The sequence below is a fragment of the Pseudomonas simiae genome (genome assembly GCF_900111895.1).
Taxonomy (GTDB): Bacteria; Pseudomonadota; Gammaproteobacteria; order Pseudomonadales; family Pseudomonadaceae; genus Aquipseudomonas; species Aquipseudomonas simiae.
In genome coordinates this window covers 930,148-956,928 of sequence record NZ_FOKB01000001.1, presented here as the reverse complement: position 1 = coordinate 956,928, position 26,781 = coordinate 930,148, and the positions used below count along the sequence as shown (strand labels likewise).

At 61.4% G+C, this 26,781-nt stretch carries 24 protein-coding genes; 14 read left to right on the top strand and 10 right to left on the bottom strand.

What is annotated here, in order from left to right:
* Nucleotides 1–66: 66 nt before the first annotated feature.
* Together BMZ57_RS04610 and BMZ57_RS04605 are read right to left on the bottom strand one after the other, a co-directional pair.
* Entirely contained in the window at nt 67–1,350 is a 1,284-nt protein-coding gene (locus tag BMZ57_RS04610) for a Zn-dependent hydrolase (protein WP_021492832.1), read from the bottom strand.
* Between the two features lie 158 nt (nt 1,351–1,508).
* On the bottom strand, nt 1,509–2,996 hold the full coding sequence (locus BMZ57_RS04605; protein WP_069672522.1) for an NCS1 family nucleobase:cation symporter-1: 1,488 nt from the start codon (nt 2,994–2,996) through the stop codon (nt 1,509–1,511).
* Nucleotides 2,997–3,587: 591 nt separating this feature from the next.
* Here BMZ57_RS04605 and hydA point away from each other — a divergent pair.
* The 3 genes from hydA to preA all read left to right on the top strand — a co-directional run bounded on the left by hydA (nt 3,588) and on the right by preA (nt 7,830).
* Nucleotides 3,588–5,027 carry a dihydropyrimidinase gene (gene hydA / locus BMZ57_RS04600; protein WP_069672521.1) on the top strand — a complete coding sequence of 480 codons (1,440 nt, stop codon included), beginning with the start codon at nt 3,588–3,590 and terminating at the stop codon, nt 5,025–5,027.
* Nucleotides 5,028–5,188: 161 nt separating this feature from the next.
* Complete coding sequence (locus tag BMZ57_RS04595; RefSeq protein WP_069672520.1) at nt 5,189–6,556, top strand: NAD(P)-dependent oxidoreductase; 1,368 nt, start codon at nt 5,189–5,191, stop codon at nt 6,554–6,556.
* Complete coding sequence (preA, locus tag BMZ57_RS04590) at nt 6,556–7,830, top strand: NAD-dependent dihydropyrimidine dehydrogenase subunit PreA (RefSeq protein ID WP_010209390.1); 1,275 nt, start codon at nt 6,556–6,558, stop codon at nt 7,828–7,830. The genes BMZ57_RS04595 and preA overlap by 1 nt, the downstream gene beginning before the upstream one ends.
* A 118-nt stretch (nt 7,831–7,948) precedes the next feature.
* Here preA and BMZ57_RS04585 read toward each other — a convergent pair whose 3' ends face one another.
* Nucleotides 7,949–8,569: a TetR/AcrR family transcriptional regulator gene (locus BMZ57_RS04585; protein WP_010209389.1), complete on the bottom strand. Its 621-nt coding sequence runs from the start codon at nt 8,567–8,569 to the stop codon at nt 7,949–7,951.
* A gap of 143 nt (nt 8,570–8,712) precedes the next feature.
* On the opposite strand from BMZ57_RS04585, the gene BMZ57_RS04580 reads away from it, so the two are divergent.
* The 10 genes from BMZ57_RS04580 to BMZ57_RS04535 all read left to right on the top strand — a co-directional run bounded on the left by BMZ57_RS04580 (nt 8,713) and on the right by BMZ57_RS04535 (nt 17,604).
* Nucleotides 8,713–9,180, top strand: coding sequence for a GNAT family N-acetyltransferase (locus tag BMZ57_RS04580; protein WP_010209387.1), 468 nt, complete (start codon nt 8,713–8,715; stop codon nt 9,178–9,180).
* Nucleotides 9,174–9,539, top strand: a complete 366-nt coding sequence (copC, locus tag BMZ57_RS04575) for a copper homeostasis periplasmic binding protein CopC (RefSeq protein ID WP_010209386.1) — start codon at nt 9,174–9,176, stop codon at nt 9,537–9,539. The genes BMZ57_RS04580 and copC overlap by 7 nt, the downstream gene beginning before the upstream one ends.
* A gap of 3 nt (nt 9,540–9,542) precedes the next feature.
* Nucleotides 9,543–10,400: a copper homeostasis membrane protein CopD gene (gene copD, locus BMZ57_RS04570; protein WP_010209384.1), complete on the top strand. Its 858-nt coding sequence runs from the start codon at nt 9,543–9,545 to the stop codon at nt 10,398–10,400.
* Between the two features lie 257 nt (nt 10,401–10,657).
* On the top strand, nt 10,658–11,920 hold the full coding sequence (locus BMZ57_RS04565; protein WP_010209383.1) for an OprD family porin: 1,263 nt from the start codon (nt 10,658–10,660) through the stop codon (nt 11,918–11,920).
* A 232-nt stretch (nt 11,921–12,152) separates the two neighbouring features.
* Nucleotides 12,153–12,977, top strand: a complete 825-nt coding sequence (locus tag BMZ57_RS04560; RefSeq protein WP_069672519.1) for an NAD-dependent epimerase/dehydratase family protein — start codon at nt 12,153–12,155, stop codon at nt 12,975–12,977.
* A gap of 3 nt (nt 12,978–12,980) precedes the next feature.
* On the top strand, nt 12,981–13,856 hold the full coding sequence (locus BMZ57_RS04555; RefSeq protein ID WP_010209380.1) for an SMP-30/gluconolactonase/LRE family protein: 876 nt from the start codon (nt 12,981–12,983) through the stop codon (nt 13,854–13,856).
* A 51-nt stretch (nt 13,857–13,907) separates the two neighbouring features.
* The gene (locus BMZ57_RS04550; protein ID WP_010209378.1) at nt 13,908–14,870 is read left to right on the top strand and encodes a TRAP transporter substrate-binding protein; all 963 of its coding nucleotides are present in this window, start codon (nt 13,908–13,910) and stop codon (nt 14,868–14,870) included.
* A gap of 64 nt (nt 14,871–14,934) precedes the next feature.
* Complete coding sequence (locus BMZ57_RS04545; RefSeq protein WP_010209377.1) at nt 14,935–15,462, top strand: TRAP transporter small permease; 528 nt, start codon at nt 14,935–14,937, stop codon at nt 15,460–15,462.
* 1 nt (nt 15,463) lies between these two features.
* A complete protein-coding gene (locus BMZ57_RS04540) occupies nt 15,464–16,744 on the top strand; it encodes a TRAP transporter large permease (protein WP_038453403.1) in 1,281 nt (426 codons plus the stop codon).
* Nucleotides 16,744–17,604 (top strand): aldose 1-epimerase, encoded by an 861-nt coding sequence (locus tag BMZ57_RS04535; protein WP_083266228.1) that lies wholly within the window; start codon nt 16,744–16,746, stop codon nt 17,602–17,604. The genes BMZ57_RS04540 and BMZ57_RS04535 overlap by 1 nt, the downstream gene beginning before the upstream one ends.
* Before the next feature lie 110 nt (nt 17,605–17,714).
* Here BMZ57_RS04535 and BMZ57_RS04530 read toward each other — a convergent pair whose 3' ends face one another.
* The 3 genes from BMZ57_RS04530 to BMZ57_RS04520 all read right to left on the bottom strand — a co-directional run bounded on the left by BMZ57_RS04530 (nt 17,715) and on the right by BMZ57_RS04520 (nt 21,204).
* Nucleotides 17,715–18,860 (bottom strand): HlyD family secretion protein, encoded by a 1,146-nt coding sequence (locus BMZ57_RS04530; RefSeq protein ID WP_010209371.1) that lies wholly within the window; start codon nt 18,858–18,860, stop codon nt 17,715–17,717.
* Entirely contained in the window at nt 18,857–20,500 is a 1,644-nt protein-coding gene (locus tag BMZ57_RS04525; RefSeq protein WP_042572092.1) for an MFS transporter, read from the bottom strand. Before BMZ57_RS04525 ends, BMZ57_RS04530 begins: the two co-directional genes overlap by 4 nt.
* 116 nt (nt 20,501–20,616) lie before the next feature.
* Complete coding sequence (locus BMZ57_RS04520; RefSeq protein ID WP_010209369.1) at nt 20,617–21,204, bottom strand: TetR/AcrR family transcriptional regulator; 588 nt, start codon at nt 21,202–21,204, stop codon at nt 20,617–20,619.
* Nucleotides 21,205–21,381: 177 nt separating this feature from the next.
* On the opposite strand from BMZ57_RS04520, the gene BMZ57_RS04515 reads away from it, so the two are divergent.
* The gene (locus tag BMZ57_RS04515; protein ID WP_010209368.1) at nt 21,382–22,170 is read left to right on the top strand and encodes an SDR family NAD(P)-dependent oxidoreductase; all 789 of its coding nucleotides are present in this window, start codon (nt 21,382–21,384) and stop codon (nt 22,168–22,170) included.
* A 184-nt stretch (nt 22,171–22,354) separates the two neighbouring features.
* Here BMZ57_RS04515 and BMZ57_RS04510 read toward each other — a convergent pair whose 3' ends face one another.
* The 4 genes from BMZ57_RS04510 to pqqA form a co-directional block, all read right to left on the bottom strand.
* Nucleotides 22,355–23,833: a DASS family sodium-coupled anion symporter gene (locus BMZ57_RS04510; RefSeq protein ID WP_010209367.1), complete on the bottom strand. Its 1,479-nt coding sequence runs from the start codon at nt 23,831–23,833 to the stop codon at nt 22,355–22,357.
* A gap of 79 nt (nt 23,834–23,912) precedes the next feature.
* Complete coding sequence (locus BMZ57_RS04505) at nt 23,913–25,283, bottom strand: ATP-binding response regulator (RefSeq protein WP_021492841.1); 1,371 nt, start codon at nt 25,281–25,283, stop codon at nt 23,913–23,915.
* Nucleotides 25,267–26,430, bottom strand: a complete 1,164-nt coding sequence (gene ercA, locus BMZ57_RS04500) for an alcohol dehydrogenase-like regulatory protein ErcA (protein WP_010209365.1) — start codon at nt 26,428–26,430, stop codon at nt 25,267–25,269. Before ercA ends, BMZ57_RS04505 begins: the two co-directional genes overlap by 17 nt.
* 126 nt (nt 26,431–26,556) lie before the next feature.
* Nucleotides 26,557–26,628: a pyrroloquinoline quinone precursor peptide PqqA gene (gene pqqA / locus BMZ57_RS04495; protein ID WP_010209364.1), complete on the bottom strand. Its 72-nt coding sequence runs from the start codon at nt 26,626–26,628 to the stop codon at nt 26,557–26,559.
* Between the last annotated feature and the right edge of the window lie 153 nt (nt 26,629–26,781).

Below are 26,781 nucleotides of genomic sequence, written 5' to 3'. Positions count from 1 at the left end.
GTGCGAGCTGGCTTGCCTGCGATTGCAGTGGACCAATCAGTAAACACCTAACTGAACCGCCGGGTTTCAGGCAGCGAGTTTGCCGTTGGCGATGGCTGCCGAGGCGGCGACCATGGCGCGCAGCAGCACCGCACACCCTGCCGCCAGGTCATCAGGTGCGGCATTCTCGATTTCGTTATGGCTGATGCCACCCTCACACGGCACAAAGATCATCCCTGCCGGACCGAGTTCGGCAACGAAGATCGCGTCGTGCCCTGCCCCGCTGACAATGTCCATGTTCGACAGGCCCAGGCCATTCGCCGCATTGCGCACAGCGTCTACGCAGCCTTTGTCGAAATACAGCGGCGGGAAGTCAGCGGTGGGTTCCATCTCGAAACTGAGTCCATGTTTGGCGCAGGTGTCTTCAATGACCTTGCGCACCTGCGCAATCATCGAATCCAGACGTGCCGGTTCCAGGTGCCGGAAGTCCAAGGTCATGCGCACTTCGCCTGGAATGACGTTGCGTGATCCCGGATAAGCCTGCAGGCAACCCACCGTCCCGCACGCATGAGGCTGGTGCCCCAGTGCCGCTGCGTTCACCGCCGCTACCACTGCCGCCGCGCCCACCAAGGCATCCTTGCGCAGGTGCATCGGCGTTGGTCCCGCATGCGCCTCAACTCCACGCAGTTTCAGGTCAAACCACTTCTGCCCGAGTGCGCCGAGCACCACGCCGATGGTTTTCTGCTCGTCCTCAAGAATCGGACCCTGTTCGATGTGCGCCTCGAAATACGCACCCACTTTATGACCGCTTACCGCGCGCGAGCCCGCATAGCCAATCGCATTCAGCGCGTCGCCGACACTGACGCCATCCACATCCACCTTGGCCAAGGTGTCCGCCAAGGTGAATTTCTCGGCAAACACCCCCGAGCCCATCATGCACGGCGGAAAGCGCGAGCCTTCCTCATTGGTCCACACCACCACTTCCAGCGGCGCCTCGGTTTCTACCTTCAAATCATTGAGGGTGCGCAGCACTTCCACGCCGGCGAGTACGCCAAAGCAACCGTCAAACTTGCCACCGGTGGGCTGGGTGTCGATGTGGCTGCCGGTCATCACCGGTGGAAGGTTGGGATTGCGGCCGGGGCGCCGCGCGAAGATATTTCCGATGCCATCGATCGTGACCGTGCAACCGGCTTCTTCGCACCACTTTACAAACAGGTCGCGGGCTTTGCGGTCGAGGTCGGTAAGCGCCAGGCGGCACACGCCGCCCTTGGGGGTGGCGCCAAGTTTGGCCAGGTCCATCAGCGACTGCCACAAGCGGTCGCGGTTGATGTGCTGATGGGTCGATTGCAGAACGTCGAGGGCAGCGTTCATGGGGATCTCCTCAGGCTACATTTCTTATGAATTGACTCACTCAACTGTGAGAGCTGGCGTGTGTGGGAGCTGGCTTGCCTGCGATACAGGCGGCTCGGTATTTCTGCCGAACTGAGGTGATGCAATCGCAGGCAAGCCAGCTCCCACATTGGCCGTGTTTACAGAGGTGACTTGGCGGCAACGGGGCTGATGCCACGCCTGGCATTCAGGCCGTAATACAACAACCCGCCCAAGGCCGAACCGGTAAACCAGCCATAGCTGTAGAACCAGCTGAACGCATCACTGCCCAGCGACAGCAAGGTCAGCACCACCGGCACGCCAAAGGCGATAAAGCCGCTCCAGTTCCACGCCGGGTACACGTCGTCGCGGTACAGACCGGCCAGGTCCAGTTGCTGTTTGCGGGTGATGAAGTAGTCCACCACCATGATCCCGGCGATCGGGCCCAGCAGGCTTGAGTAGCCCAGCAACCAGTTGGAATACACGGTTTCCAGGCTCACATCCGAGACGATCAAGCCGAGTTTTTTCAGCAGTTCATGGCCCATCAGCACCAACCCCACCAAACCGGTGAGGATCACCGCCGTGGTGCGGTTGATCAGCTTCGGCGCAATGTTCTGAAAGTCATTGGTGGGCGAGACGATGTTCGCCGCGGTGTTGGTGGACAAGGTCGCGACGATGATCAGCGCCATGGCCACGGCCACCCACACCGGGCTCTGGATATGCCCGATCAGGGTCACCGGATCGGACACGCTCACCCCCACCAGCTTGACCGAGGCAGCAGTCATGATCACGCCGAGGGCGGCGAACAGGAACATGGTCAGCGGCAAACCGAAGATCTGCCCGAGGATCTGGTCCTTCTGGCTTTTGGCGTAGCGGCTGAAGTCAGGAATATTCAAGGACAAGGTAGCCCAGAACCCCACCATCGCCGTCAGGCCAGCCATGAAGTAGCCCGTGAGGCTCGCACCTTCTGGACGCTTGGGCGGGATGGCCATCAGCTCGCTGATGGACACATTGGGCATCGCCCATACCAGCAGGCCGATGCCCACCGCCACCAGCAGCGGCGCGGACAGGGTTTCCAAGCGCTTGATCGACTCGGCGCCGCGCAGCACCACCCACAGATTCAGGCACCAGAACATCATGAAACCGATCACTTCACCGCTGCCGCCGAGGGACTTCCAGCCCTCGAAAATCGAGCCCAGGAACAGGTGAATCGCCAGCCCGCCAAACATCGTCTGGATACCAAACCAGCCACAGGCCACAAGCGCCCGGATCAGGCACGGCACGTTGGAACCCAGGATGCCGAACGACGAGCGCAACAAGACCGGGAAGGGTATGCCGTACTGGGTGCCGGGGAAGGCGTTGAGGGTCAACGGAATCAGCACCACGATATTCGCCAGCAGGATCGCCATCAGCGCTTCCCCCACCGACAGACCGAAGTACGCGGTGAGTACCCCGCCCAAGGTATAGGTGGGCACGCAGATCGACATGCCGACCCACAGCGCGGTGATGTGCCACTTGTTCCAGGTGCGTTCATGCACCTTGGTCGGTGCCATGTCGTGGTTATAGCGGGGGCTGTCGAGGACGTCGGGGCCGGCGTCGAGTTCGTACAGGCCGTTGCGCTCAATGACTTGCGATCTGTTCTGTTGCATGGCCGCTCCACGGTTTTTTCGAATTATTGTTGCTCGCCTGCAAGGTGTGTGCAGGTGGCCGGAGTACCTCGTAAACAACATGACATCACGGGCCCGGCCAGCCGCCACTGCACTCAATATCCGTGCCGACAACCGTTACCGCACCCACACCGCTTATATAACTCGCTGATGTTTATCAGCTTTCCGAGTGAGCCTTCGGAACTTGCCGCTTTACTCAGGCTAACTAAAGCGAAAGTTGGCCGAACCATCAGGACTCAATCTGGTGCAACACAATTATTTTTATTTCCCCGCCCCGTCAAGAGGCAAGTCTCAAGCGTCTGATTTGCAATAAGAAATGTTGCTCAATTTAAGAACCTGTCAAGTGCGTCAAAATGGTGAGTGCACGCTACATTTTGGTGAATTTCGTTTTTTATCGTTAATAATCAACTAGTTATCATTGATATAAGCTTATGAAAAATCTTCTTGCTCAATCGAAAAACTCGGGCTAGTTTCTATTCCTGTCACCGATGACAGGAATTAATCGATCATCGGTAAGCAGCATTACAACACTTAGAACTGGCACAAGCCGGTCAAGCCTGTGAGGAACTCGACATGTCGCTGTTGATCCGTGGCGCCACCCTTGTTACCCATGATGAAAGTTATCGCGCCGATGTGTTATGCGCGGGCGGTCTAATTCGGGCTATTGGTACGAATCTGGATATTCCCGCCGGTACTGAAATACTCGATGGCAGCGGCCAATACCTGATGCCCGGCGGCATCGACCCTCATACCCATATGCAACTGCCCTTCATGGGCACCGTGGCCAGTGAAGACTTTTTCAGTGGCACGGCGGCAGGTCTGGCGGGCGGCACCACATCGATCATCGACTTTGTGATTCCCAACCCACAGCAATCGCTGTTGGAAGCGTTTCACCAGTGGCGCGGCTGGGCGGAAAAATCCGCTTCAGACTACGGCTTCCACGTAGCGATCACTTGGTGGAGCGAACAGGTACGTGAAGAAATGGCCGAGTTGGTGAGTCAGCACGGCATCAACAGCTTCAAGCACTTCATGGCCTACAAGAACGCAATCATGGCGGCGGACGACACCTTGGTCGCCAGCTTCGAACGCTGCCTGGAACTGGGCGCGGTGCCCACCGTGCATGCGGAAAACGGCGAGCTGGTGTACCACCTGCAACGCAAGCTGATGGCCCAGGGCATCACCGGGCCCGAGGCGCATCCGCTGTCGCGCCCTTCGCAAGTCGAGGGCGAAGCGGCCAGCCGCGCAATCCGCATCGCCGAGACCATCGGCACGCCGCTCTACCTGGTGCATGTGTCCACCAAAGAGGCGTTGGATGAAATCACCTACGCCCGCAGCAAAGGCCAACCGGTCTATGGCGAAGTCCTCGCCGGTCACCTGCTGCTGGACGACAGCGTCTACCAGCACCCGGACTGGCAGACCGCCGCCGGTTACGTGATGAGCCCGCCGTTCCGCCCACGCGGGCATCAGGAAGCGCTGTGGCACGGCCTGCAATCCGGCAACCTGCACACCACTGCCACCGACCACTGCTGCTTTTGCGCCGAGCAAAAAGCCGCCGGCCGTGACGACTTCAGCAAAATCCCCAACGGCACCGCCGGCATCGAAGACCGTATGGCCTTGTTGTGGGATGAAGGGGTCAACACCGGGCGCCTGTCGATGCAGGAGTTTGTCGCGCTGACCTCCACCAACACTGCGAAGATCTTCAATCTCTACCCGCGCAAAGGTGCGATCCGCGTGGGCGCGGATGCCGACCTGGTGCTGTGGGACCCCGAGGGGACGCGGACCATTTCCGCCAAGACCCACCATCAGAAAGTCGACTTCAACATCTTCGAAGGCAAGACCGTGCGCGGCGTGCCGAGCCATACCATCAGCCAGGGCAAGCTGGTCTGGGCCGATGGCGACCTGCGCGCCGAGCGCGGGGCCGGGCGGTATGTAGAGCGGCCGACGTACCCGCCGGTGTTCGAGCAGTTGAGCAAGCGCGCAGAGCGTTCCAGGCGCACTGCTGTGAAGCGCTGAAAACGGCCTTAGGCCTGTCGCGGGCAAGCCCGGCTCCCACATTTTAACCCTGTGAACCCGATGCATGTGGGAGCTGGCTTGCCTGCGAAGAGGCCAGCACAGGCAACAAAAAAACCAATGCCCATCAGAGGCAGCACCTCAATCACCGTGAGGCCAAAACCGTGATCCAGACCCTGACCCACCTCCCCCATCCCCACGAAGACGGGGCCACCCTCGCCAGCCATTTCACCGACCTGGCACCGCCTCTCAACGCCCGCCAGGCACAACTGGAAGCCTCGCGCTGCCTGTATTGCTACGACGCGCCGTGCGTGAATGCGTGCCCCAGCGAAATCGACATCCCGTCGTTTATCCGCAACATCCACACCGAAAACGTACAAGGCGCGGCGCAAAAAATCCTCTCGGCCAACATTCTCGGCGGCAGTTGCGCCAGGGTCTGCCCCACCGAGATCCTCTGCCAGCAAGCCTGCGTGCGTAACAACGCTGAAGAATGCGCGCCGGTGCTGATCGGTCTGTTGCAACGTTATGCTGTCGACAATACACACTTCACCGAGCACCCCTTCCACCGCGCAGCCTCGACCGGCAAGCGTATCGCCGTGGTGGGTGCAGGCCCTGCGGGACTGGCCTGCGCCCACCGCAGCGCCTTGCACGGCCATGACGTGGTGATTTTCGAGGCCCGGGAAAAAGCCGGCGGCCTGAATGAATACGGGATCGCCAAGTACAAACTGGTGGATGACTTCGCGCAGAAGGAGCTGGATTTTCTGCTGCAAATCGGCGGCATCGAGATTCGTCACGGCCAGCGCCTCGGCGATAACCTGACCCTCAGCGAACTGCATCAGCAATTCGATTCGGTGTTCCTCGGCCTCGGTCTGGCCGCGAGCAAACAGCTCGGCCTGCCCCACGAAGACGCCCCCGGCCTGCTCGCCGCCACCGACTACATCCGCGAACTGCGCCAGGCCGACGACCTGACCCAACTGCCCCTGGCCAATCGCTGCATCGTGCTCGGCGCCGGCAACACCGCCATCGACATGGCCGTGCAGATGGCCCGTCTCGGTGCCCACGATGTGAACCTCGTCTACCGCCGTGGCCTGGCGGACATGGGCGCCACCCACCATGAACAGGACATCGCCAAGGCCAACCAGGTACGCCTGCTGACCTGGGCCCAGCCAGAGGAGGTGCTGCTGGACGATCAGGGCCATGTGCGCGGCATGCGCTTCCTGCGCACGCGCATGGAAAACGGCCGTCTGCTCCCGACCGGCGAAACCTTCGACCTGGCTGCCGATGCGATCTTCAAGGCCATCGGCCAGGGTTTCGACAACGAGGCACTGCACGATCCGCTGGCCCAGCAGCTGCACCGTGTCGGTGAAAGGATTTTCGTCGACGAACAGCTGCGCACCAGCATTCCCGGTGTGTACGCGGGTGGCGATTGCGTCAGCCTCGGCCAGGACCTCACCGTGCAGGCCGTGCAACACGGCAAGCTGGCCGCCGAGGCCATGCACGCCCAACTCATGTTGAATGTGGAGGCTGCGTAATGGCCGATCTCTCGATTGTATTTGCCGGTATCAAAGCCCCCAACCCGTTCTGGCTGGCCTCCGCGCCGCCCACCGACAAGGCTTACAACGTGGTGCGCGCCTTCGAGGCCGGTTGGGGTGGCGTGGTCTGGAAAACCCTTGGCGAAGACCCTGCAGCGGTCAACGTGTCGTCACGCTACTCGGCGCACTACGGTCCCAACCGTGAAGTGATGGGCATCAACAATATCGAGCTGATCACGGACCGCTCCCTGGAGATCAACCTGCGGGAAATCACCCAGGTGAAAAAGGATTGGCCCGACCGCGCGCTGATCGTGTCGCTGATGGTGCCGTGCGTCGAGGAGTCCTGGAAAACAATCCTGCCGCTGGTGGAAGCCACCGGCTGCGACGGTATCGAACTGAACTTCGGCTGCCCCCACGGCATGCCCGAACGCGGCATGGGCGCGGCGGTAGGCCAGGTGCCGGAGTATGTGGAACAGGTGACGCGCTGGTGCAAAACCTATTGCTCGCTGCCGGTGATCGTCAAGCTCACGCCGAACATCACCGACATTCGCGTGGCGGCGCGGGCCGCGTATCGCGGCGGCGCGGATGCGGTGTCGCTGATCAACACCATCAACTCCATCACCAGCGTCGACCTGGAACGCATGGTCGCGCTGCCGGTGGTGGGCACCCAAAGTACCCACGGCGGTTATTGCGGTTCGGCGGTCAAGCCGATCGCGCTGAACATGGTCGCCGAAATCGCCCGCGACCCGCAGACCCAGGGCCTGCCGATCTGCGGCATTGGTGGCATCGGCAACTGGCGTGACGCGGCGGAGTTTGTAGCCCTGGGCTGCGGCGCGGTGCAGGTGTGCACGGCGGCGATGCTGCATGGGTTTCGGATTGTGGAGGAGATGAAGGACGGACTATCGCGATGGATGGACAGCCAAGGCTACAACAGCCTGCAGGACTTTTCCGGGCGTGCGGTGGGCAACACGACGGACTGGAAGTACCTGGATATCAACTATCAAGTCATTGCGAAGATCGATCAGGAAGCCTGCATTGGCTGCGGACGTTGCCACATTGCCTGTGAGGACACGTCGCACCAGGCCATCGCCAGTTTGAAACAGGCGGATGGCACGCATAAATACGAGGTGATCGATGATGAGTGCGTGGGCTGCAACCTGTGTCAGATCACCTGCCCGGTGGCGGACTGTATCGAGATGGTGCCGATGGACACAGGCAAGCCGTTCTTGAATTGGACGCAGGATCCGAGGAATCCCTACCGCGAAGCTGTGTAGCCCTTCAGGCCGCCTTCGCGAGCAAGCCCGCCCCCACATTCGACCGCATTCCTCCAGATAGAATGCAGTCGAATGTGGGGGCGGGCTTGCTCGCGAAGAGGCCATCAGCCTCGACCCGTCAAGGCTCCAGCCCAATCCCCCGCAAGATCACACTCGTCACCGTCTGTATTGCCTTCTCAAACTGCATATCCGACAACGGCTGGTGCTCATTCAGGATCTTCACCTGATGATCAAAGTCGGCATAGTGCTGGGTCGAGGCCCAGATCATGTACAGCAGGCTCGACGGTTCCACCGGCAGGATGCGTTTGTCTTCCACCCACTGGCGAATTTTCGCTTCCTTCATCTTGGCCCAGTCGTACAGGCTTTCATCCAATGCCTCACCAAGCGTCGGCGCGCCGTGGATGATTTCATTGGCCCAGACTTTCGAGCCATAGGGCCGGGTCCGCGAGCGTTGCATCTTGGCGCGGATGTAACTGCTGAGCACCACCCGCGGGTCATCGAAGGTCTCAAAACTCAAGGCGTCCTGCTTCCACACCTCCAGCAGATCGAACAGCACCGCGCTGTACAGCTCGCTTTTGGTGGTGAAGTAGTAATGCAGGTTGGAGCGCGGCAGTTGCACTTCTTCGGCGATATCCGCCATGGCGGTACTGCCATAGCCTTTTTCGGCGAAGATTTTCTCCGCCGCCAGCAGGATTTTCTCGACGTTGACCCGACGAATTCCGATCTTGTGATTGCCCATAAGGGCTCCCTGACAACAACTTGGCTTAAAGACTACCATCGGCTCTAGATCGCGGCGACAGCCCATAATGAAACTTCTGACGCGAACCTTTCCCCTGGAAATCGGATTGGTTAGGATCGCGGTCCCCATGAAGGATCATCGCAATGACTATTCGACCTCGCGTGCCCACCGACGACCCCGTGCTGGGAGCACTGTGGGAGCGCTCGGTACGCGCCACCCATGATTTCCTCCCCGAGGATGACATCCAACGTCTGCTGCCCCTGGTGCGCGACACCTACCTGCCAATGCCCGCGCTGGATGTGTGGGTGTATGAAGACCCACACGGCATCGCCGGTTTCATCGGCACCGGTGGGCACAACGTGGAAATGCTGTTCATCGAGCCCGACCGCCGTGGCCAGGGCATCGGCCGCCAGTTGCTGGACCACGCCCGCGCCCGTCACGACACGCTCACGGTGGACGTGAACGAACAAAACCCCCAAGCCGTGGGCTTCTATCTGCATTATGGTTTTATCCAGGTCGCGCGCTCGCCGCTGGATGGCGAAGGCAAGCCCTTTCCGTTGCTGCACATGGCTTTACCGACTCCTGACCCCGAAGGTATTGAACAATGTTGATCAAGAAAAGCCTCACCACCGTCGCCCTGCTCGCCTCCCTGCTGGGTGCATCTGCCGCATTCGCCCACGCGCACCTCAAAAGCGCCGAACCGGCGGCCGACAGCAGCGTCGCCGCGCCTAAAGACCTGCGCCTGACCTTCAGCGAAGGCGTCGAGGCCACCTTTACCAAGGTGTCCCTGAGCAAGGACGGCACCGAAGTTGCGATCAAGGGCCTGGAAACCTTAGGAGCCGACAAGAAAGTCCTGGTAGTCACCCCGGCCGCACCACTGGCCGCCGGTAACTACACAGTGGTGTGGAACGCGGTTTCGGTCGACACCCACAAGAGCAACGGTGAGTACAGCTTCAAGGTCGGCCAATAACCCATGGCGACGCTGCTGGTGCTGTGCCGCTTCCTGCATTTCATCGTCGTGCTGCTGATGTTCGGGTCCTGCGCTTTCAGGCCCTGGCTGCTGGGCGCTGAAACGCAACCGGTACTGGACCGGCAACTTGACCGTATCACCCGTGGGCTGGCCTGGCTGGGGGTGTTTTCCGGCGTGGCCTGGTTGCTGTTGATTACCGCCAGCATGGCAGGTCGCTGGGACGCGGCGCTGCAACCGGCCACCGTGCAGTTGGTACTGGGCAAGACCTTCTTTGGCCAGGTGTGGGTATGGCACCTGCTATTGAACCTGTTGCTGCTGATCGTGCTGATCAAACCCTGGCGGGCACTGCGCTTGGCGGTCATCGCGTTGTTGCTGGGGACCTTGGCGCCGGTCGGCCATGGCGCCATGCTCGATGGGCTCAGCGGGCAATTACTGATCCTCAATCAGGTGGTGCACCTGGCGTGTGTGGGTGCCTGGCTAGGCGGATTGCTCCTGCTGGTGTTGATCCTCAGGCACTCGCCCCCCTTGGCGCTGGAGCCGATCCTGCGGCGGTTCAGCGGTGTGGGTTATGGCCTGGTCGCCGGTTTGCTGGTCACCGGTTTGATCAACGTGCGTGTGCTTACCGGGCAACTGTGGCCCACGCCTTTGTTCCAGGGGTTCGCGTTGATCCTGTTGATCAAGGTGCTGCTGGTGCTGGGGATGTTGGCGCTGGCCTTGCTGAACCGGCTCCGTATCGAACGTTGTGAAGCGCGATTGGGCACTTTGAAGGCCAGCGTGATGCTGGAATGGTTACTGGGTGTTTCAGCGGTAGCCGCCGTCTCGCTGTTGGGTACCCTCCCGCCAATGGTTATGGCCGGCTAAAAACAGAGGTTGAAATGCAATCCCTGTAGGAGCTGGCTTGCCTGCGATGGAGACAACACGGTCTGGCAGGAACACCGCGGCAATGCCATCGCAGGCAAGTCAGCTCCCACAGTGGCGGTGCCCGCTTTTGATCAACCCGCCCCGAGTCATCGTATAACTTCTGCTTGACAGCCCTCGAAAACCTCGCAAATATCCCGCTCAATGTTGTACGACGACGTATGACAAATAATAAAAACAACAAAAAAGGGAGTTCCACTGTGAGTCAATTCGCCCGCAATTCGTCCTCATGTATCGGCCTCCTCGGTCTCGGCAGCCTGGCATTTACCCTCCCCCTCAGCGTTCAGGCCGACGGTTTTATCGAAGACGCGAAGGCCACGCTCAACCTGCGCAACGCCTACTTCAACCGTAACTTCACCAACCCGACCAACCCCCAGGGCAAGGCCGAAGAATGGACGCAGAACTTCATTCTCGACGCCAAGTCCGGCTACACCACAGGGACGGTGGGCTTCGGCATTGATGTGCTGGGCCTGTATTCGCAAAAGCTCGATGGCGGTAAAGGCACCGGCGGTACGCAGTTGCTGCCGATCCACAGCGATGGCCGCCCGGCCGATAACTTCGGGCGCCTTGGCGTGGCGCTGAAAACCAAATTATCGAAGACTGAATTGAAGGTCGGCGAATGGATGCCAGTGCTGCCGATCCTGCGCTCCGACGACGGCCGCTCCCTGCCCCAGACCTTCCGCGGAGGCCAGGTCACCTCCAATGAAATCGCCGGCCTGACGCTTTACGGCGGGCAGTTTCGCGGTAACAGCCCGCGCAACGATGCGAGCATGGAAGACATGTTCATGAACGGCAAAGCCGCGTTCACCTCCGACCGCTTCAACTTCGGTGGCGGCGAATACAGCTTCAACGACAAACGCACCCAGGTCGGTGTGTGGTACGCCGAACTCAGCGACATCTACCAGCAGCAGTATTTCAACTTGACCCACAGCCAACCTGTCGGCGACTGGACCCTGGGCGCCAACCTCGGTTTTTTCACCGGTAAGGAAGACGGCAGCGCCCTGGCCGGCGACCTCGACAACAAAACCGCTTTCGCCCTGCTCTCAGCCAAATACAACGGCAACACTTTCTATGTGGGCCTGCAGAAACTCACCGGTGACAGCGTGTGGATGCGGGTCAACGGCACCAGCGGCGGGACCCTGGCCAACGACAGCTACAACGCCAGCTACGATAACGCCAAGGAAAAATCCTGGCAGGTGCGCCATGACTTCAACTTCGTGGTACTGGGCATTCCGGGGTTGACCCTGATGAACCGCTATATCAGCGGCAGTAACGTACACACCGGGGCAATCACCGATGGCAAGGAATGGGGTCGGGAGTCGGAACTGGCCTACACAGTGCAAAGCGGCGCACTGAAGGATCTGAATGTGCGCTGGCGCAATTCGACCATGCGTCGGGATTTCAGCAATAACGAGTTCGATGAAAATCGCCTCTTTATCAGCTACCCGATCTCACTGCTGTAGGGTTTCGGATCGAGCGGAAACTTCCCGTCAACGCATACCCCTGTGGCAGCGGGCTTGTTCGAGAATGCGCTACATCCGCCGCGGATGAGTCGACTGACACACTGTATTTGCGAGCAAGCCCGCTCCCACATTTCCGGCCATCACCTGACCGCAAGGACGTTGACAACCAAGGGAATCCCTAACGATACTTCGGCATAGTCATACGACAACCTACAACAACAATGGAACCCTCATGACCACTACCCCAACCACGCCCGTTCCATTCAACCGCCTGCTGCTCACCGGTGCCGCTGGCGGCCTGGGTAAGGTCCTGCGCGAGCGCCTGCGCCCTTATGCCCAGGTACTGCGTCTGTCGGACATCGCCAATATGGCCCCGGCTGCCGACGCGTCCGAAGAAGTGCAACCTTGCGACCTCGCCGACAAACAAGCCGTGCACCACCTGGTGGAAGGCGTCGACGCGATCCTGCACTTCGGCGGCGTCTCGGTGGAGCGTTCTTTCGAAGAAGTGCTCGGCGCGAACATCAGCGGCATTTTTCATGTCTATGAAGCCGCGCGCCGCCACGGTGTGAAGCGCGTGATTTTCGCCAGTTCCAACCACGTGATCGGCTTCTACAAGCAAGGTGAAAAACTCGACGCCCACTCCCCTCGCCGCCCGGACAGCTACTACGGCTTGTCCAAGTCCTACGGCGAAGACATGGCCAGCTTCTACTTTGATCGCTATGGCATCGAGACCGTCAGCATCCGCATTGGCTCGTCGTTCCCGGAACCGCAGAATCGTCGGATGATGCACACGTGGCTGAGCTTCGACGACCTGACTCAGTTGCTCGAGCGCGCGCTGTACACCCCCAACGTCGGGCACACCGTGGTCTACGGCATGTCGGATAACCTCGACACCTGGTGGGACAACCGCTACGCCGCCCACCTGGGCTTTGCGCCAAAGGACAGCTCCGAAGTGTTCCGTGCCCAGGTCGAAACCCAGCCACCGGTGTCCGACAATGACCCGGCCAAGGTCTACCAGGGCGGCGCGTTCTGCGCGGCCGGCCCGTTCGGTGATTGACCCATGAACGCTGAATTGATTGTCGACGCGCGCAATGCCGTGGGTGAATGCCCGGTGTGGGTGCCTGGGGAAAACGCCCTGTACTGGGTGGACATCCCCAAGGGTGGCCTGCAACGCTGGAGCGCTGCCACCGGCCACGTGGCCGCCTGGACAGCCCCGCAGATGCTTGCCTGCATCGCCCGCACCGATGCGGGCAACTGGGTCGCCGGCATGGAAACCGGCTTCTTCCAGCTCACCCCGCACAACGACGGCAGCCTCGACACCACGCTACTGGCGGCTGTCGAGCACCCACGCCAGGACATGCGCCTGAACGACGGCCGCTGCGACCGCCAGGGCCGATTCTGGGCCGGCAGCATGGTGCTGAACATGGGGTTGAATGCAGCCGAGGGCACCCTGTATCGCTACACATCAGGTGCGGCGCCCCATGCGCAACTGGACGGTTTTATCACCTTGAATGGCCTGGCTTTCAGCCCCGATGGCCGCACAATGTATGCCTCGGACTCACACCCGCTGGTGCAGCAGATCTGGGCGTTCGATTACGACATCGACACCGGCACGCCCTCCAATCGCCGCGTGTTCGTGGATATGCACAAGCACCTCGGCCGCCCCGACGGCGCCGCCGTGGATGCCGATGGCTGCTACTGGATCTGCGCCAACGACGCCGGGCTGATCCACCGTTTCAGCCCCGACGGTCGCCTCGATCGTTCCCTCACCGTACCGGTGAAAAAACCCACCATGTGCGCGTTTGGCGGCAGTCGCCTGGACACCTTGTTCGTCACCTCGATCCGCGATGACCAGAGTGAACAGTCACTGTCCGGCGGCGTGTTCGCCCTCAACCCCGGCGTTGTCGGATTGCCGGAGCCCACGTTCACCCTCTAGCTGCATCGCTGTGCCTTGAATACAACAATAACAAGACAGGAGAGACCTCCCATGGACTTCAAACGCACCTTGCTCGCCGCCGCATGCTTCGCCCTCAGCAGCGCCGCCCATGCGCTGGAAATCAAATTTGCCGACATCCACCCCGCCGGCTACCCCACCGTCGTTGCTGAAGAGAACATGGGCAAGGCCCTGACCCAGGCAAGCAACGGCGAACTGACCTTCAAGTATTTCCCAGGCGGTGTCCTCGGGTCCGAGAAAGAAGTGGTCGAACAGGCGCAAGTCGGTGCTATCCAAATGACCCGCGTCAGCCTGGGCATCGTCGGCCCGGTGGTGCCGGACGTGAACGTGTTCAACCTGCCGTTCGTGTTCCGTGACCAGGCGCACATGCGCAAGGTCATCGACGGCGAGATCGGCGACGAAATCCTTGCCAAGATCACCGACTCCGAATTCGGCCTGGTCGCCCTGGCCTGGATGGACGGCGGCACGCGCAACCTCTACACCAAGAAACCCGTGCGCAAGATCGAAGACCTCAAGGGCATGAAAATCCGCGTACAAGGCAACCCCTTGTTCATCGAAGCGTTCAATGAAATGGGGGCCAATGGCATCGCCATGGACACCGGCGAGATCTTCAGCGCCCTGCAGACCGGCGTGATCGACGGCGCGGAAAACAACCCGCCGACCCTGCTTGAGCACAACCATTTCCAGAACGCCAAGTACTACACCCTCACCGAGCACCTGATCTTGCCCGAGCCCATCGTGATGTCAAAAATCACCTGGAACAAACTCACCCCCGCGCAACAGGATATGGTGAAAAAAGCCGCCAAGGCCGCCCAGGCTGACGAGCGTGTGTTGTGGGACGCCAAGTCCGCCAGCAGTGAAACCAAGCTCAAGGCCGCCGGTGTGGAGTTCATCACCGTCGACAAAAAACCCTTCTATGACGCCACCGCACCGGTTCGCGCCAAGTACGGGGCGGCGTACGCCGACATCATCCAGCGTATCGACGCCGTTCAGTAACGCCCTCCTTCTCTAGCAAGGCCCGGCGCGGTCGGCATCGACGCGCCCGGTTACGGTGAACGCCATGAAGAATTTACTGCTGCGCATCAACGACCGCATCTACATGACCTGTATCTGGGTCGCCGGCCTCTCGGTATTGGGAGTCGCGCTGATCATCCCCTGGGGCATCTTCGCCCGCTACGTCCTCGGCACCGGCTCCAGCTGGCCGGAGCCCACCGCCATCCTGCTGATGCTGGTGTTCACCTTTATCGGCGCCGCCGCCAGTTACCGCGCCGGCGCGCATATGTCGGTGGCCATGGTCACCGACCGCCTGCCGCCCCGCCAACGCCAGATCATCGGCGTCGTTTCGCAATTGCTGATGGGCACCATCTGCCTGTTCATGACTATCTGGGGCACCAAACTGTGCCTGTCCACCTGGAACCAGTTCATGAGTGCGATTCCTACCCTGCGCGTGGGCATCACCTACATGCCGATCCCGATTGGCGGGCTGCTGACCTTGATTTTCGTGGTGGAGAAACTCTTGCTCGGTGATCAGAGCAACCGTCGGGTCGTGCGCTTCGACCTGGTTGAAGAAAGCGAAGGGGCTGCCTGATATGGACGCATTGATTCTGTTGGGCAGCTTTATCGCCTTGATCTTGATCGGCATGCCCGTGGCCTACGCCCTGGGGTTGTCAGCGCTGATCGGTGCGTGGTGGATCGATATCCCGTTCCAGGCCCTGATGATCCAGGTGGCTGGCGGCGTGAACAAGTTTTCGCTGATGGCGATTCCGTTCTTTGTGCTGGCTGGCGCGATCATGGCCGAAGGTGGCATGTCACGGCGGCTGGTCGCGTTTGCCGGCGTGCTGGTGGGCTTTGTGCGCGGTGGCCTGTCGCTGGTGAACATCATGGCCTCGACGTTTTTCGGCGCGATTTCCGGCTCGTCGGTGGCGGACACCGCCTCGGTCGGCTCAGTGCTCATCCCGGAAATGGAGCGCCGTGGCTACCCGCGTGAATTCGCCACCGCGGTGACCGTCAGCGGTTCGGTGCAGGCGCTGTTGACCCCGCCCAGCCATAACTCGGTGCTCTACTCCCTGGCGGCGGGCGGCTCGGTGTCCATCGCCTCGCTGTTCATGGCCGGCGTGGTGCCTGGGTTGTTGATGAGCGCGTGCCTGATGGTGCTGTGCCTGATCTTCGCGAAAAAGCGCAACTACCCCAAGGGTGAAGTCATCCCGCTCAAGCAGGCGCTGAAAATCTGCGCCGATGCGCTCTGGGGCCTGATGGCCATGGTGATCATCCTCGGCGGTATCCTTTCGGGTATTTTCACCGCCACCGAGTCCGCCGCGATTGCGGTGCTGTGGGCGTTTTTCGTGACCATGTTCATCTACCGCGACTACAAATGGAGCGAGCTGCCCAAGCTGATGCACCGCACGGTGCGCACCATTTCCATTGTGATGATCCTGATCGCCTTCGCCGCCAGCTTCGGCTACATCATGACCCTGATGCAGATCCCGGCGAAGATCACCACGCTGTTCCTGACCCTGTCGGACAACCGCTACGTGATCCTGATGTGCATCAACGCCATGCTGCTGTTGCTCGGCACGGTGATGGACATGGCGCCGTTGATCCTGATCCTCACGCCGATCCTGCTGCCGGTGGTGCTGGGTATCGGCGTCGATCCGGTGCACTTTGGCATGATCATGCTGGTCAACCTCGGTATCGGCTTGATCACCCCGCCGGTGGGCGCGGTGCTGTTCGTGGGCGCGGCGGTGGGCAAGGTCAGTATCGAGAAGACCGTGAAAGCGCTGCTGCCGTTTTATGGCGTGCTGTTCCTGGTGCTGATGGCGGTGACCTACATTCCGGCGCTGTCGTTGTGGCTGCCAAGCGTGGTGCTCTGATGCTGATTGAACTGCAGGACAACCTGACCCACCTCACCCTCGCGCCAGCCACAGGAGGCAGCCTTGTCAATTGGACGGTGCGCGCCTCCGGGCAGCCGTTGCTGCGCCATAACGATCAGCAGGCGATCGATACCGGTTTGCCGGGCAAGCTGGGGTGCTATCCATTGGTGCCCTGGTCCAACCGCATTGCCCACGGCGGTTTCGACAACCCCGACGGTTGGCTCGCGCTCACGCCCAACAGCCTGACCGACCCGCTGCCGATTCATGGTTCGGCCTGGCAGCAGGCGTGGCAGGTGGTCAGCCACACAGCGGATGAAGTGGTGCTGGAAGTGCGCTGTGACACGCCGTTTGCCTATCGCGCCGAGCAGCGGATTCGCTTGAACGACGGGGCGTTGAGTGTCGAGCTGCGGGTGACACACCTGGCCGAAACAGCGGCGTGGCATGGCGTGGGCTTGCATCCATACTTTCCGCGCCGGCCAGGTACCCGGTTGCAGGCCAGCGCCGCGCGGGTGTGGATGAGTGACGCGTCCAAGCTGCCGACCGGGTTGACGCTGGTGCCGGGCGAATGGGATTTCCAGGTATTGAATACCCTGCCCGAAGGCCTGGTGGACAACGGCTTTTGCCAGTGGGATGGGTACTGCCGGATCGAACAGCCGGACCTGGGCTATGCGCTGGAATGCCAGGCCAGCGGGGCCGACTACTTCCTGCTGTACTGCCCGCCGGGGCTGGGGTTCTTTTGCGTCGAGCCGGTGAGTCATCCAGTGAACGCTCATCACCTGGCGGGACGACCGGGCCTGAAACTGCTGGAACACAATCAGTCGGTCCAACTCAATTTCAACCTGAAATACACCCCCCTGTAGGAGCGAGCTTGCTCGCGAAAAACCTCAGGGCAACGCGGGCATCAGGCGCCCCGCGTTATCGTTGACGATCTTCGCGAGCAAGCTCGCTCGTGCAGGGATCAGCGCCATGCTCAAGGTGGTGAGTTTTTGAGGCGGCCGGCGGTATCGATACTCACGACAACCGACAACCCCGGCCGCAACCGCTCGCTCTCGGCCTGGTCCGGGTCCACCGTAATCCTTACCGGCACGCGCTGGGCAATCTTCACAAAGTTGCCCGTCGCGTTGTCCGCCTGCAACAGGCTGAATTCCGACCCCGTGGCCGGGGAAATATGCTGCACCGTGCCATGGAATTTGCGATGGTTCAGTGCATCCACCGTGAAGGTCACCGGCTGGCCGACCTGCACGTTGTCCATCTGGGTTTCCTTCATATTGGCGATCACCCACAACTGCGGCGGCACCAGCGCCATCAACTGTGCGCCGGAGTTGACGTAGGCCCCCAGACGCACACCAATCTGCCCGAGCTGACCATCGCGCGGCGCGGTGATGCGGGTGTTGGACAGGTCGATACGCGCCAACTCCACCGCCGCCTCGGCACTCGCCACCGCCGCTTCCAGGGAGCCGCGATTGACGATCACAGTTTGCAGGTCCTGCCGGGCGATTTCCAGGCTGGCCTGGGCTTGCGCCACGGCGGCGATGGTCTGCGCGTTGGCCGCGCGGGTTACGTCCAGCTCACGCTTGGACACCGAACCGTCGCTGATCAGTTCTTCATTGCGGCGCAAATCGGCGGTGCTCTTGCGCGCCTGGGCCTGGCTGTCCGCCAAGGCTGCCTGGCGCAGCTTGATGGTGGCTTCGGCACTGTTGCGTTGCTGCACCACATTGGCCAGTGCGGCCTTCTGCACGGCCAGTTGCGCCAGCGCCTGGTCGAGGCGCTGCTTGTAGATGCGGTCATCCAGGCGCACCAGCAGGTCGCCGGCCTTGACGTACTGGAAGTCCTGCACCGGCACTTCGAACACATAGCCGCTGAGCTGTGGGCCGATGATGGTCACCTGGCCACGCACCAGGGCGTTCTCGGTGGTTTCCACCGCGCTGCTGAACGGCGGCAATTGCCAGGCATACAGCACGATCAGCACCCCGACGATGGCAATCGCGGCAAAGCCCAGGGACGAGAGGATGCGCACGCGCAGTGAGCGCGGCTCGGTGACCGTGGCGCCGGGCGGCGTGGTGCCTTCCGGGGTGGCGGCGATGGCGTTGGTGGTCGTGGTGGTCGATTCGGTCATGAAGGTGCGCCGCTGGGTTGAACGGGAGTGGCTGCTTTAGTGGTGCTCATCAGCCACAGACTGCGGATAAAGATCCAGATCATGGTCAGGATCGCGATAATCGCGATCAGCATGAACACATCGTTGTAGGCCATGACATTGGCCTCACGGGTCGCCGCGGTGGCCAGGCTGCGGATGCCCATGAGGTTACGCAGTTCCGGGTCGGCGACAACGCCGCCGTAGGCCGAGCCACCGCTCTGCACCCGTGCGGCCACACGTGGGTCGAGCAGGGTCAGGTGCTCGACGATCATGCTGGAGTGATACTTCTCGCGCACGATCTGGAAGGTGCCCAGCAACGCCGCGCCAATCAAGCCGCCGAGGTTCTGGCAGATACCGAACATCACCGAAAAACTCACCAGGTTGCGCGGGTTGGTCAGCACGTTCTTGGTGCCCAATACCATGGTCGGGCCAAGGAAGAACGTTCCGCCGAAGCCTAGCAGGAACTGACTGATGTACAGGTTCTGCGGGCGCGTGAGGTTGCTGGAGAAACTGTCCATCACCGAGCCGGTGGCCATCAGCGCCAGGGAAATTACCAGCGGCATCAACAGGTGCGCCGGGTTGATGGTCAAGGCACTGACCACCAACCCGGCAATCGCCCCGGCGAGCATCACCACGTAAAGGGTGTGCATCTGCTGGTAGCTCATGTTCAACATCTGCATGAACCCCACCGCGCCAGTGGACTGCTCGGACAGCACCATGCGAATCAGGATCACCGCCAGCGCCAGGCGGATCATCACACCGCTGCCCAGCCAACGGGTCATCAACATCGGATTGGCGCGGTTATGTTCGATGGCCAGGCCCGCCATGATCAGCACCAGGGAACAGGCTGAGGCAATGCCTATCCAAGGGGCTTCAAGCCACCAGTCTATGCGCCCCAGGGACAGCACCGCGCACAGCAGGGCCACGCCGCTGGCGAGGATGGCGAAGGTGAGGAAATCGAGTTTTTCAAACGTCTTGAAGCGGTCGCCAGGTGGAAGTTTAAGCAGGAACACGCAACCCAGGCAGATGAGTGCCATGCCCAGCTCGAACAGGTACAGACCACGCCACTCGGCGATTTGCAGCAAGTCTTCGGAGAACAGGCGCGCCAAGGGTAAAGCAAGTTGCGCGGTGCCCAACCCCAGTACCAGCGACTTCAACCGCCACTTGGCCGGGAACGCCTGGATCATGTAGTACAAGCCCAACGAGCTCAGCGCGGCGCCGACCATGCCGTGGGCCGCCCGTACGGCGATGGCCGAGTTGAGGTCGTTGACGAACAAGTGGCCGAAGGTCACCAGCGCGTAGAGCACCAGGAACACCTCGGTAAACGCACGCAGGCCGAATTGCTGGCGAAACTTCACCAGCAGCAGGTTCATGCACACGTTAGTCATCACATAGGCGGCGGGCAGCCAGGCCATTTCCGCAGTGGTCGCCCCGAGGGCGCCTTGCAGGTATTGCAGGTTGGCGATGACCAGCGCGTTGCCCAGGCCACCGGTGATCGCCACCAGCACGCCCACCAGCGCATACAGCCAGCGCTTGTGGGTGGGGTGCCACGGCGTCGACGGCGAACCGGGCAGGCTCGGGCGCTCGTGGGGTTCCCAGGTGTGGGGGGTGTATTTATCCATTCGATGACCTAGATGACCCGACGGGTGACGTCGGTAAAACCATTACTCAGAGTAGTAAACCTGAGCGGGGTTCATCTTGCCATCTTGGGCGCATCGGTTAACGCCCATCTTGCCACTCATGCGCTGTTTTCTTTACTCGATGGCAGCGATGCGATTATCTCAGCGCGGCACGTTTGCAGGATCTCATCCGCGAGTTCCGAGTCATCCGGACACGCCCGCGACAGCATGACCGCACCGACTGCGTGGGCCAGCAGGTTGATCATTTTCGTGCGGACCTCTTGGCGGGTGACATCCACACCCGCCGTGTACTTGTCCTCAAGGGCTGCCAGCGTATTTTCAACGCCACTGGCAAAGGTCGCCTTCAGATCATCCGACTGACGGGCGGCGTCACCACACAGGGCTGCCAGGGTGCACCCCTCTCCCCTGCCGTCTCTGTGATCCCTGGACACGTACAGGTTTACAAATCCCGGCACGTCGAGATCGCACGTACTCGACAGGGACTTTGCCAGGCTGTTTTCGGCCGCTTCGGCCATCAAGTCGGCTTTGGAGCCGAAGTGTTTATAGAAGCCCCCCTGGGTAAAACCCGCAGTCGCCATGAGTTCTGCCACACCCACACCATCATAGCCACGCTCCCGAAACAGCTCTGACGCCGTCTCCACAATATGCGCTCGGTTGGCGAGTGATTGCGTTTTGGTGATCTTCATTTCGCGCCCCTGGAACTCCTGAACAATGGTCTGACTATACTCTGATGTCGATCATAATCAAAATTGTTGACAGCTTTGATTATGATCGACATCATAAAACCACCAGCGCATGTCTCTGCGACGGTACGGCGCGGATCGCCGTCTCTGACCATCCTGAACACTCAAGAGCATCTACTTATGAGCACCCCAGAAACCGTACTGATTACCGGCGCCTCAACAGGCATTGGCGCGACCTACGCCGAGCGTTTTGCCCAGCGTGGGCATAACCTGGTGCTGGTTGCCCGCGACAAAGGCCGGCTAGACGCATTGGCCTCCCGGCTGCGTGAGAAACACGCGGTTTCCATTGACGTGATCCAGGCCGACCTGACTCAAACCAGCGATCTGACCAGCGTCGAAGCACGCCTGCGTGATGACGCCAGTATCGGCATCCTGGTGAACAATGCGGGCGCCGCCCTCTCCGGTAGCTTCATCGAGCAATCCATCGACAGCGTTACCAACCTGGTCGCGCTCAATACCACCGCCTTGGTGCGACTTGCCAGCGCCATCGCGCCACGCCTGGCACACGCCGGTAGCGGCGCGATTATCAACATCGGCTCGGTGGTGGGGCTGGCACCGGAATTCGGCATGAGCGTCTACGGTGCAACCAAAGCGTTTGTGCTGTTTCTATCCCAGGGGCTGAGCCTTGAGCTCTCACCCAAAGGCGTCTACGTGCAAGCTGTCCTGCCAGCCGCCACCCGCACGGAAATCTGGGATCGCGCGGGCATCGACATCAATACCCTGAGCGAAATCATGAGCGTGGACGAGCTGGTCGATGCTGCGCTGGTCGGTTTTGATCGTCGCGAGCCAGTGACCATTCCGCCATTGCAAGACGCCGCCCGCTGGGATGCTCTGCAGGCCGCCCGCCAAGGTTTGCTGTCAGAGATCCGCCAATCGGCCGTCGCCGAGCGCTATCAAGCCAAGGTGTGATAGTCACGCGAACCATAAGAACTGTTGGGGTGCGAAGCGCCCCCAATGCAGGACGAATGCGGTGTACCCGATATTGCGCAGTGGCTGGTTTTGGGGCTTCCAGTTTGCTGTGCGACAGCGCTAAGTCGGAGATTCAGCCGCCTGCCACATTGGATCTCCTGTGCACCCAGAAACGCATTCCCAATCAGATCCAACCGAGCCAACTCCAGTAAGTCGCCGCAAACACCAACATCAACCCATACCCGATCAACGTCACCAAAATCCCCACCTTGGCGAACTGCCGTGCCGTAAACGTCCCGGTCCCCAGGCACACCATGTTCTGCGGCGCATTGATCGGCAGGATAAACCCGTAGCTCATCACAAACCCCAACAGCATGGTCATGCCCAACCGGTTGAACTCCCCCGGCAAGGTCTGCAGCACGGCAATCAGGATCGGCAACAGCGCCGAAGTCAGCGCCGTGGCGCTGGCAAAGCCCAGGTGGATCACAATCAGAAACGCCCCCAGGATCGCAAACACCCCCAGCGGCCCGACCTGATCAAGGCCGGTGTGCGCCACCACCTGGGAGCCCAGCCATTGCCCGGCCTGAGTGGTCAGCAGCGCCGTACCAAGGCTGATCCCAACGCCGAACACAATCACGGTGCCCCATGGAATGCGCGATTGCACGTCCTTCCAGGTCATCACTCCAACCCCCGGCAGCAGCAGGAACACCAGCCCGGCGTAAGTGGTCGAGGTGGTGTCGAAAGGGTGCAGGCGCCCTTCCGTCGCCCACGCCAACAGCAACAGCACCGACACTGTCAGCAAACGTTTCTGCGGCCCGGTCATCGGACCGATGTCTACCAGGGATTGGGCCACGGCCTCCTTGCCGCCCGGGATGCTGTCGGTTTCCGGCGGTAACAGCTTGATTACCAGGAACAGCAACACCGCCGACATGATCACCGCCCACGGTGCGCCGGCGATCAGCCAGTCGATCCACGACACGCGCTGGCCGAGCATCTTGTCCATAAAGCCCACGGTCAGCAGGTTTTGCGCGGCGGCGGTCTGGATACCGACGTTCCAGATACTGGTGCCCTGGGCCACCACGATCATCAGGCCGGCGGCGATATTGGAGCGTTTGTCCACGCCGAACGCTGCGACCACGCCCATCATGATCGGCACCACACAAGCGCTGCGCGCGGTGGCGCTGGGGACGACGAGGCTGAGCAGGATCGTCACCGCAATCGCCCCCAGCAGAATGCCGCGGGTGCTGGTGCCGACGCGGGTCAGGGTCACCAGGGCGATGCGCCGGTCCAGGCCGGTGTGGGTCATCGCCGCCGCGATGAACAACGCGCCCGCCACCAGCGCCAGCGCCGGATTTGAAAAGCCGGTGAGTGCCATGCTGATGGCCGGGCTGGAGCCGATCAGGTGCGTGGGGTCTTGCAGCGACGGCGCCGTGCCGAGCAAAAACGCCATGAGCGAGGTGATCATGATCGCGCTGGCTTCATAAGACACCGCCTCGGTGATCCACACCACCACGGCAAACGCGAGGATCGCCAGCATGCGCTGCCCGGCTACCGGCAGGTCGGCGGGCAGCGGCAACAGCAGCACGCCGACCATCACCAGTACGCCGATCACCAGGCCCAGGGGCAACTTGAAGGATGCTGCGGTTGTTGCGGGGGCGTTCATGGCGGGCTCCGTCGGGCTCTGAATCAGGCCCGCAGCATGGGGCAAAGCGCCGCAACGGGTGTTGACGGGTATCAAGACCCTAGGTCAATAACTGGCTCAATACCGCCCGCAACTTGCCGGGCTTGAGCGGTTTGTTCAACAACGGCGCGTCCAGGCGGCGCAGCACGCGACGGCACTGGTCGGTGCGGTCGGCGGTGATGATCACGGCGGGGATGTTCTGCGCGAAATGCTCGCGCAGGTGCTTGACCACCGCACAGCCCACCACGCCGTGGTCGAGGTGGTAGTCGGCGAGGATCAGCTCCGGCGCCCTGCCTTGCAACGCCAGCAACGCCCCGGCCTGGTCGGTGGCGGTGATCACCTCACAGCCCCACTGCGCCAGCAGGGCGCGCATGCTGTCGAGGATGCTCACCTCGTTATCGATCACCAGCAGGCGCCGCCCCGGCAGCGGGTTGCCCGTGGTCGGTAGCACCGGCAGTTGGCTGATCGCCAGGGGCATCTCTTCGCTGATGGGCACCTCGATACTGAACATCGAGCCACGCCCCGGCCACGAACGGACCGCCACTGGGTAGCCGAGGATCTCGGCGATGCGCTCGACAATCGCCAGGCCCAGCCCCACGCCTTTGCGGTCCGAAGCACGGCCGACATCGAGCTGGTTGAATTCAAGGAAGATCGCGTCGAGCCGGTCGGCCGCGATGCCGCGCCCGGTGTCCCACACCTCCAGGCGCAGGCAATCGCCACGGCGGCGTGCGCCGAGCAGGATGCAGCCCTCGTCGGTGTAGCGGCAGGCGTTGCTGAGGAAGTTGCGCAGGATTCGCGTCACCAGGCGCAAGTCGGTGCGAATCGCATAATGGCCGGTGCGCGCGCGCAGGTTGAGGCCGGCCGCCAGCGCCACCGACTGGAACTCCGAGACCAGCGGCGCAAACAGCTCATCCAGGCGATACAGCGCCACGTCGGGCTTGACCGCCGCCTGATCGAGCCGCGAAATATCCAACAGGTCGGTGAGCAAATCCTCGGCGCCTTCCAGGGCCTGGTGCGTACGTTCCACCAGCACCTGCTCGACGCTGGGCAAGTTGCGTTCGCGCAGGGTCGAGATCAGCAACCGCGCCGCGTTAAGCGGTTGCAGCAGGTCGTGGCTGGCGGCGGCGAGGTATTTATCCTTGCTGCGGTTGGCAGCCTCGGCGGCGTCGCGCGCATCGCGCAACTCCTGCTCGACCTGCTCGCGCTGGGCAATCTGCTGTTGCAGGTTACGGTTGGCTTCCAGCAGTTCATCGGTGCGCACCGCCACGCGCTGCTCCAGCTCATCGTTGAGACGGATATAGCGGTTGCGCTCGGCCTCCAGTTCGTCGAGACGCGCGGTGAGTTCCGGGTAGTGGCTCTTGCGCGCCGAGTGATTGCCCAGGCCCAGCAGCCCGGCCAGGGCCTGTTGCTGATCTTCAGAGCGCTTCGCCATACACGACCTCGACGTCACGCTGGCTGGACTCGCGCGGGTTAGTGAGGATGCACGGGTCGTGCATCGCATGCCGGGACAGGAACGGAATATCCGCCACGCGCACCCCATGCAAACCGAGGGTTTCGTGAAAGCCGATGGCGTGTTTCAGTGCAATCAGATGCTCCACCAGCCGCGCGCAAACCTGCCGATGGCTGAGGCCCCGGCAATCGATGCCAAAGGTCTCGGCGATCACCTTGAAGCGCTCCGGCGCCGAGTTGTAGTTGAACGCCACCACATGCTCCACCAGCACTGCGTTGCATAGCCCGTGGGGCAGGTCGAGAAACCCGCCGAGGCTGTGAGACATGGCATGCACCGCGCCGAGGATTGCATTGGAGAACGCCAGGCCGGCCTGCATGCTGCCGAGCATGATCTTCTCGCGCAGGGCAATGTCACCGGGGTTGGCGATCATCTGCACCAGGTTGCCGTTGATCAGGCGCATGGCTTCCAGCGCATGGGGATCGGTCAGCGGGCCGTGGCCGGTAGACACGAACGCCTCGATGGCATGCACCAGCGCGTCGATGCCGGTACAGGCGGACAGGAACGGGTCCATGCTCGCCGTAGTTTCCGGGTCAATCAGCGACACATCCGGCACCACCGCCTTACTGACGATGGAGAACTTCATGCGTTCCTGCTGATTGGAAATGATCACGAACTGCGAGACATCCGCCGACGTGCCGGCGGTGGTGGGGATCAGGATCAACGGTGGGCTCGGCACACGAATGGTGTCCACGCCTTCGAACTCGAGGATGCAGCGCCCATGGGCGACCACAATGCCGATGGCCTTGCCGCAGTCCATGGGGCTGCCGCCGCCAATGGCCACGATCACGTCGCAGTGGTTTTCGCGGTACACCTCGGCGCCGAGCATCACTTCTTCAACGCGCGGGTTGGGCGACACGGCGCTGTACAGGCAATAGTCGATGCCGATGGCTTGCAGGCTGGCTTCCACATCGGCGACCCAACCGGCGGCGATCACCCCGGGGTCGCTGACCACCAACACCTTGCGCGCGCCAAAGGTCTTGGCATAGTTACCGACGTTATGCCGACAGCCGGCACCAAAGATGATTTCAGGCGAGACGAATTTACGCAGGAGGCTCAGATTTGGGCTCATTGGAAAGCCTGTTGTTATTATTTTGGTAGATGCGCTTCACACTAACCCATTCACAGGCGAATGCAATCAGACCAAAGGGTCATTCCCAATACCGCACCGGCCAGCACAAGGCTGGCCGGAGATGGATCAGCGGCTGGCGAAGTACATGGTCACTTCGAAGCCGATACGCAGGTCGGTGAAGGCGGGTTTGGTCCACATAGGGAGAGTCCTCTTGTTGTGCCGGAAGATTCCGGTATGGGCATTAATGCATGGGGGGGATGGGGGGGCGAATGCTACTTTCGAAGTAAATGCCGCACTGCATTAGTCGCGAATGTACAGGGAGCAAAATGTGGGAGGGAGCAAGTCGAATCG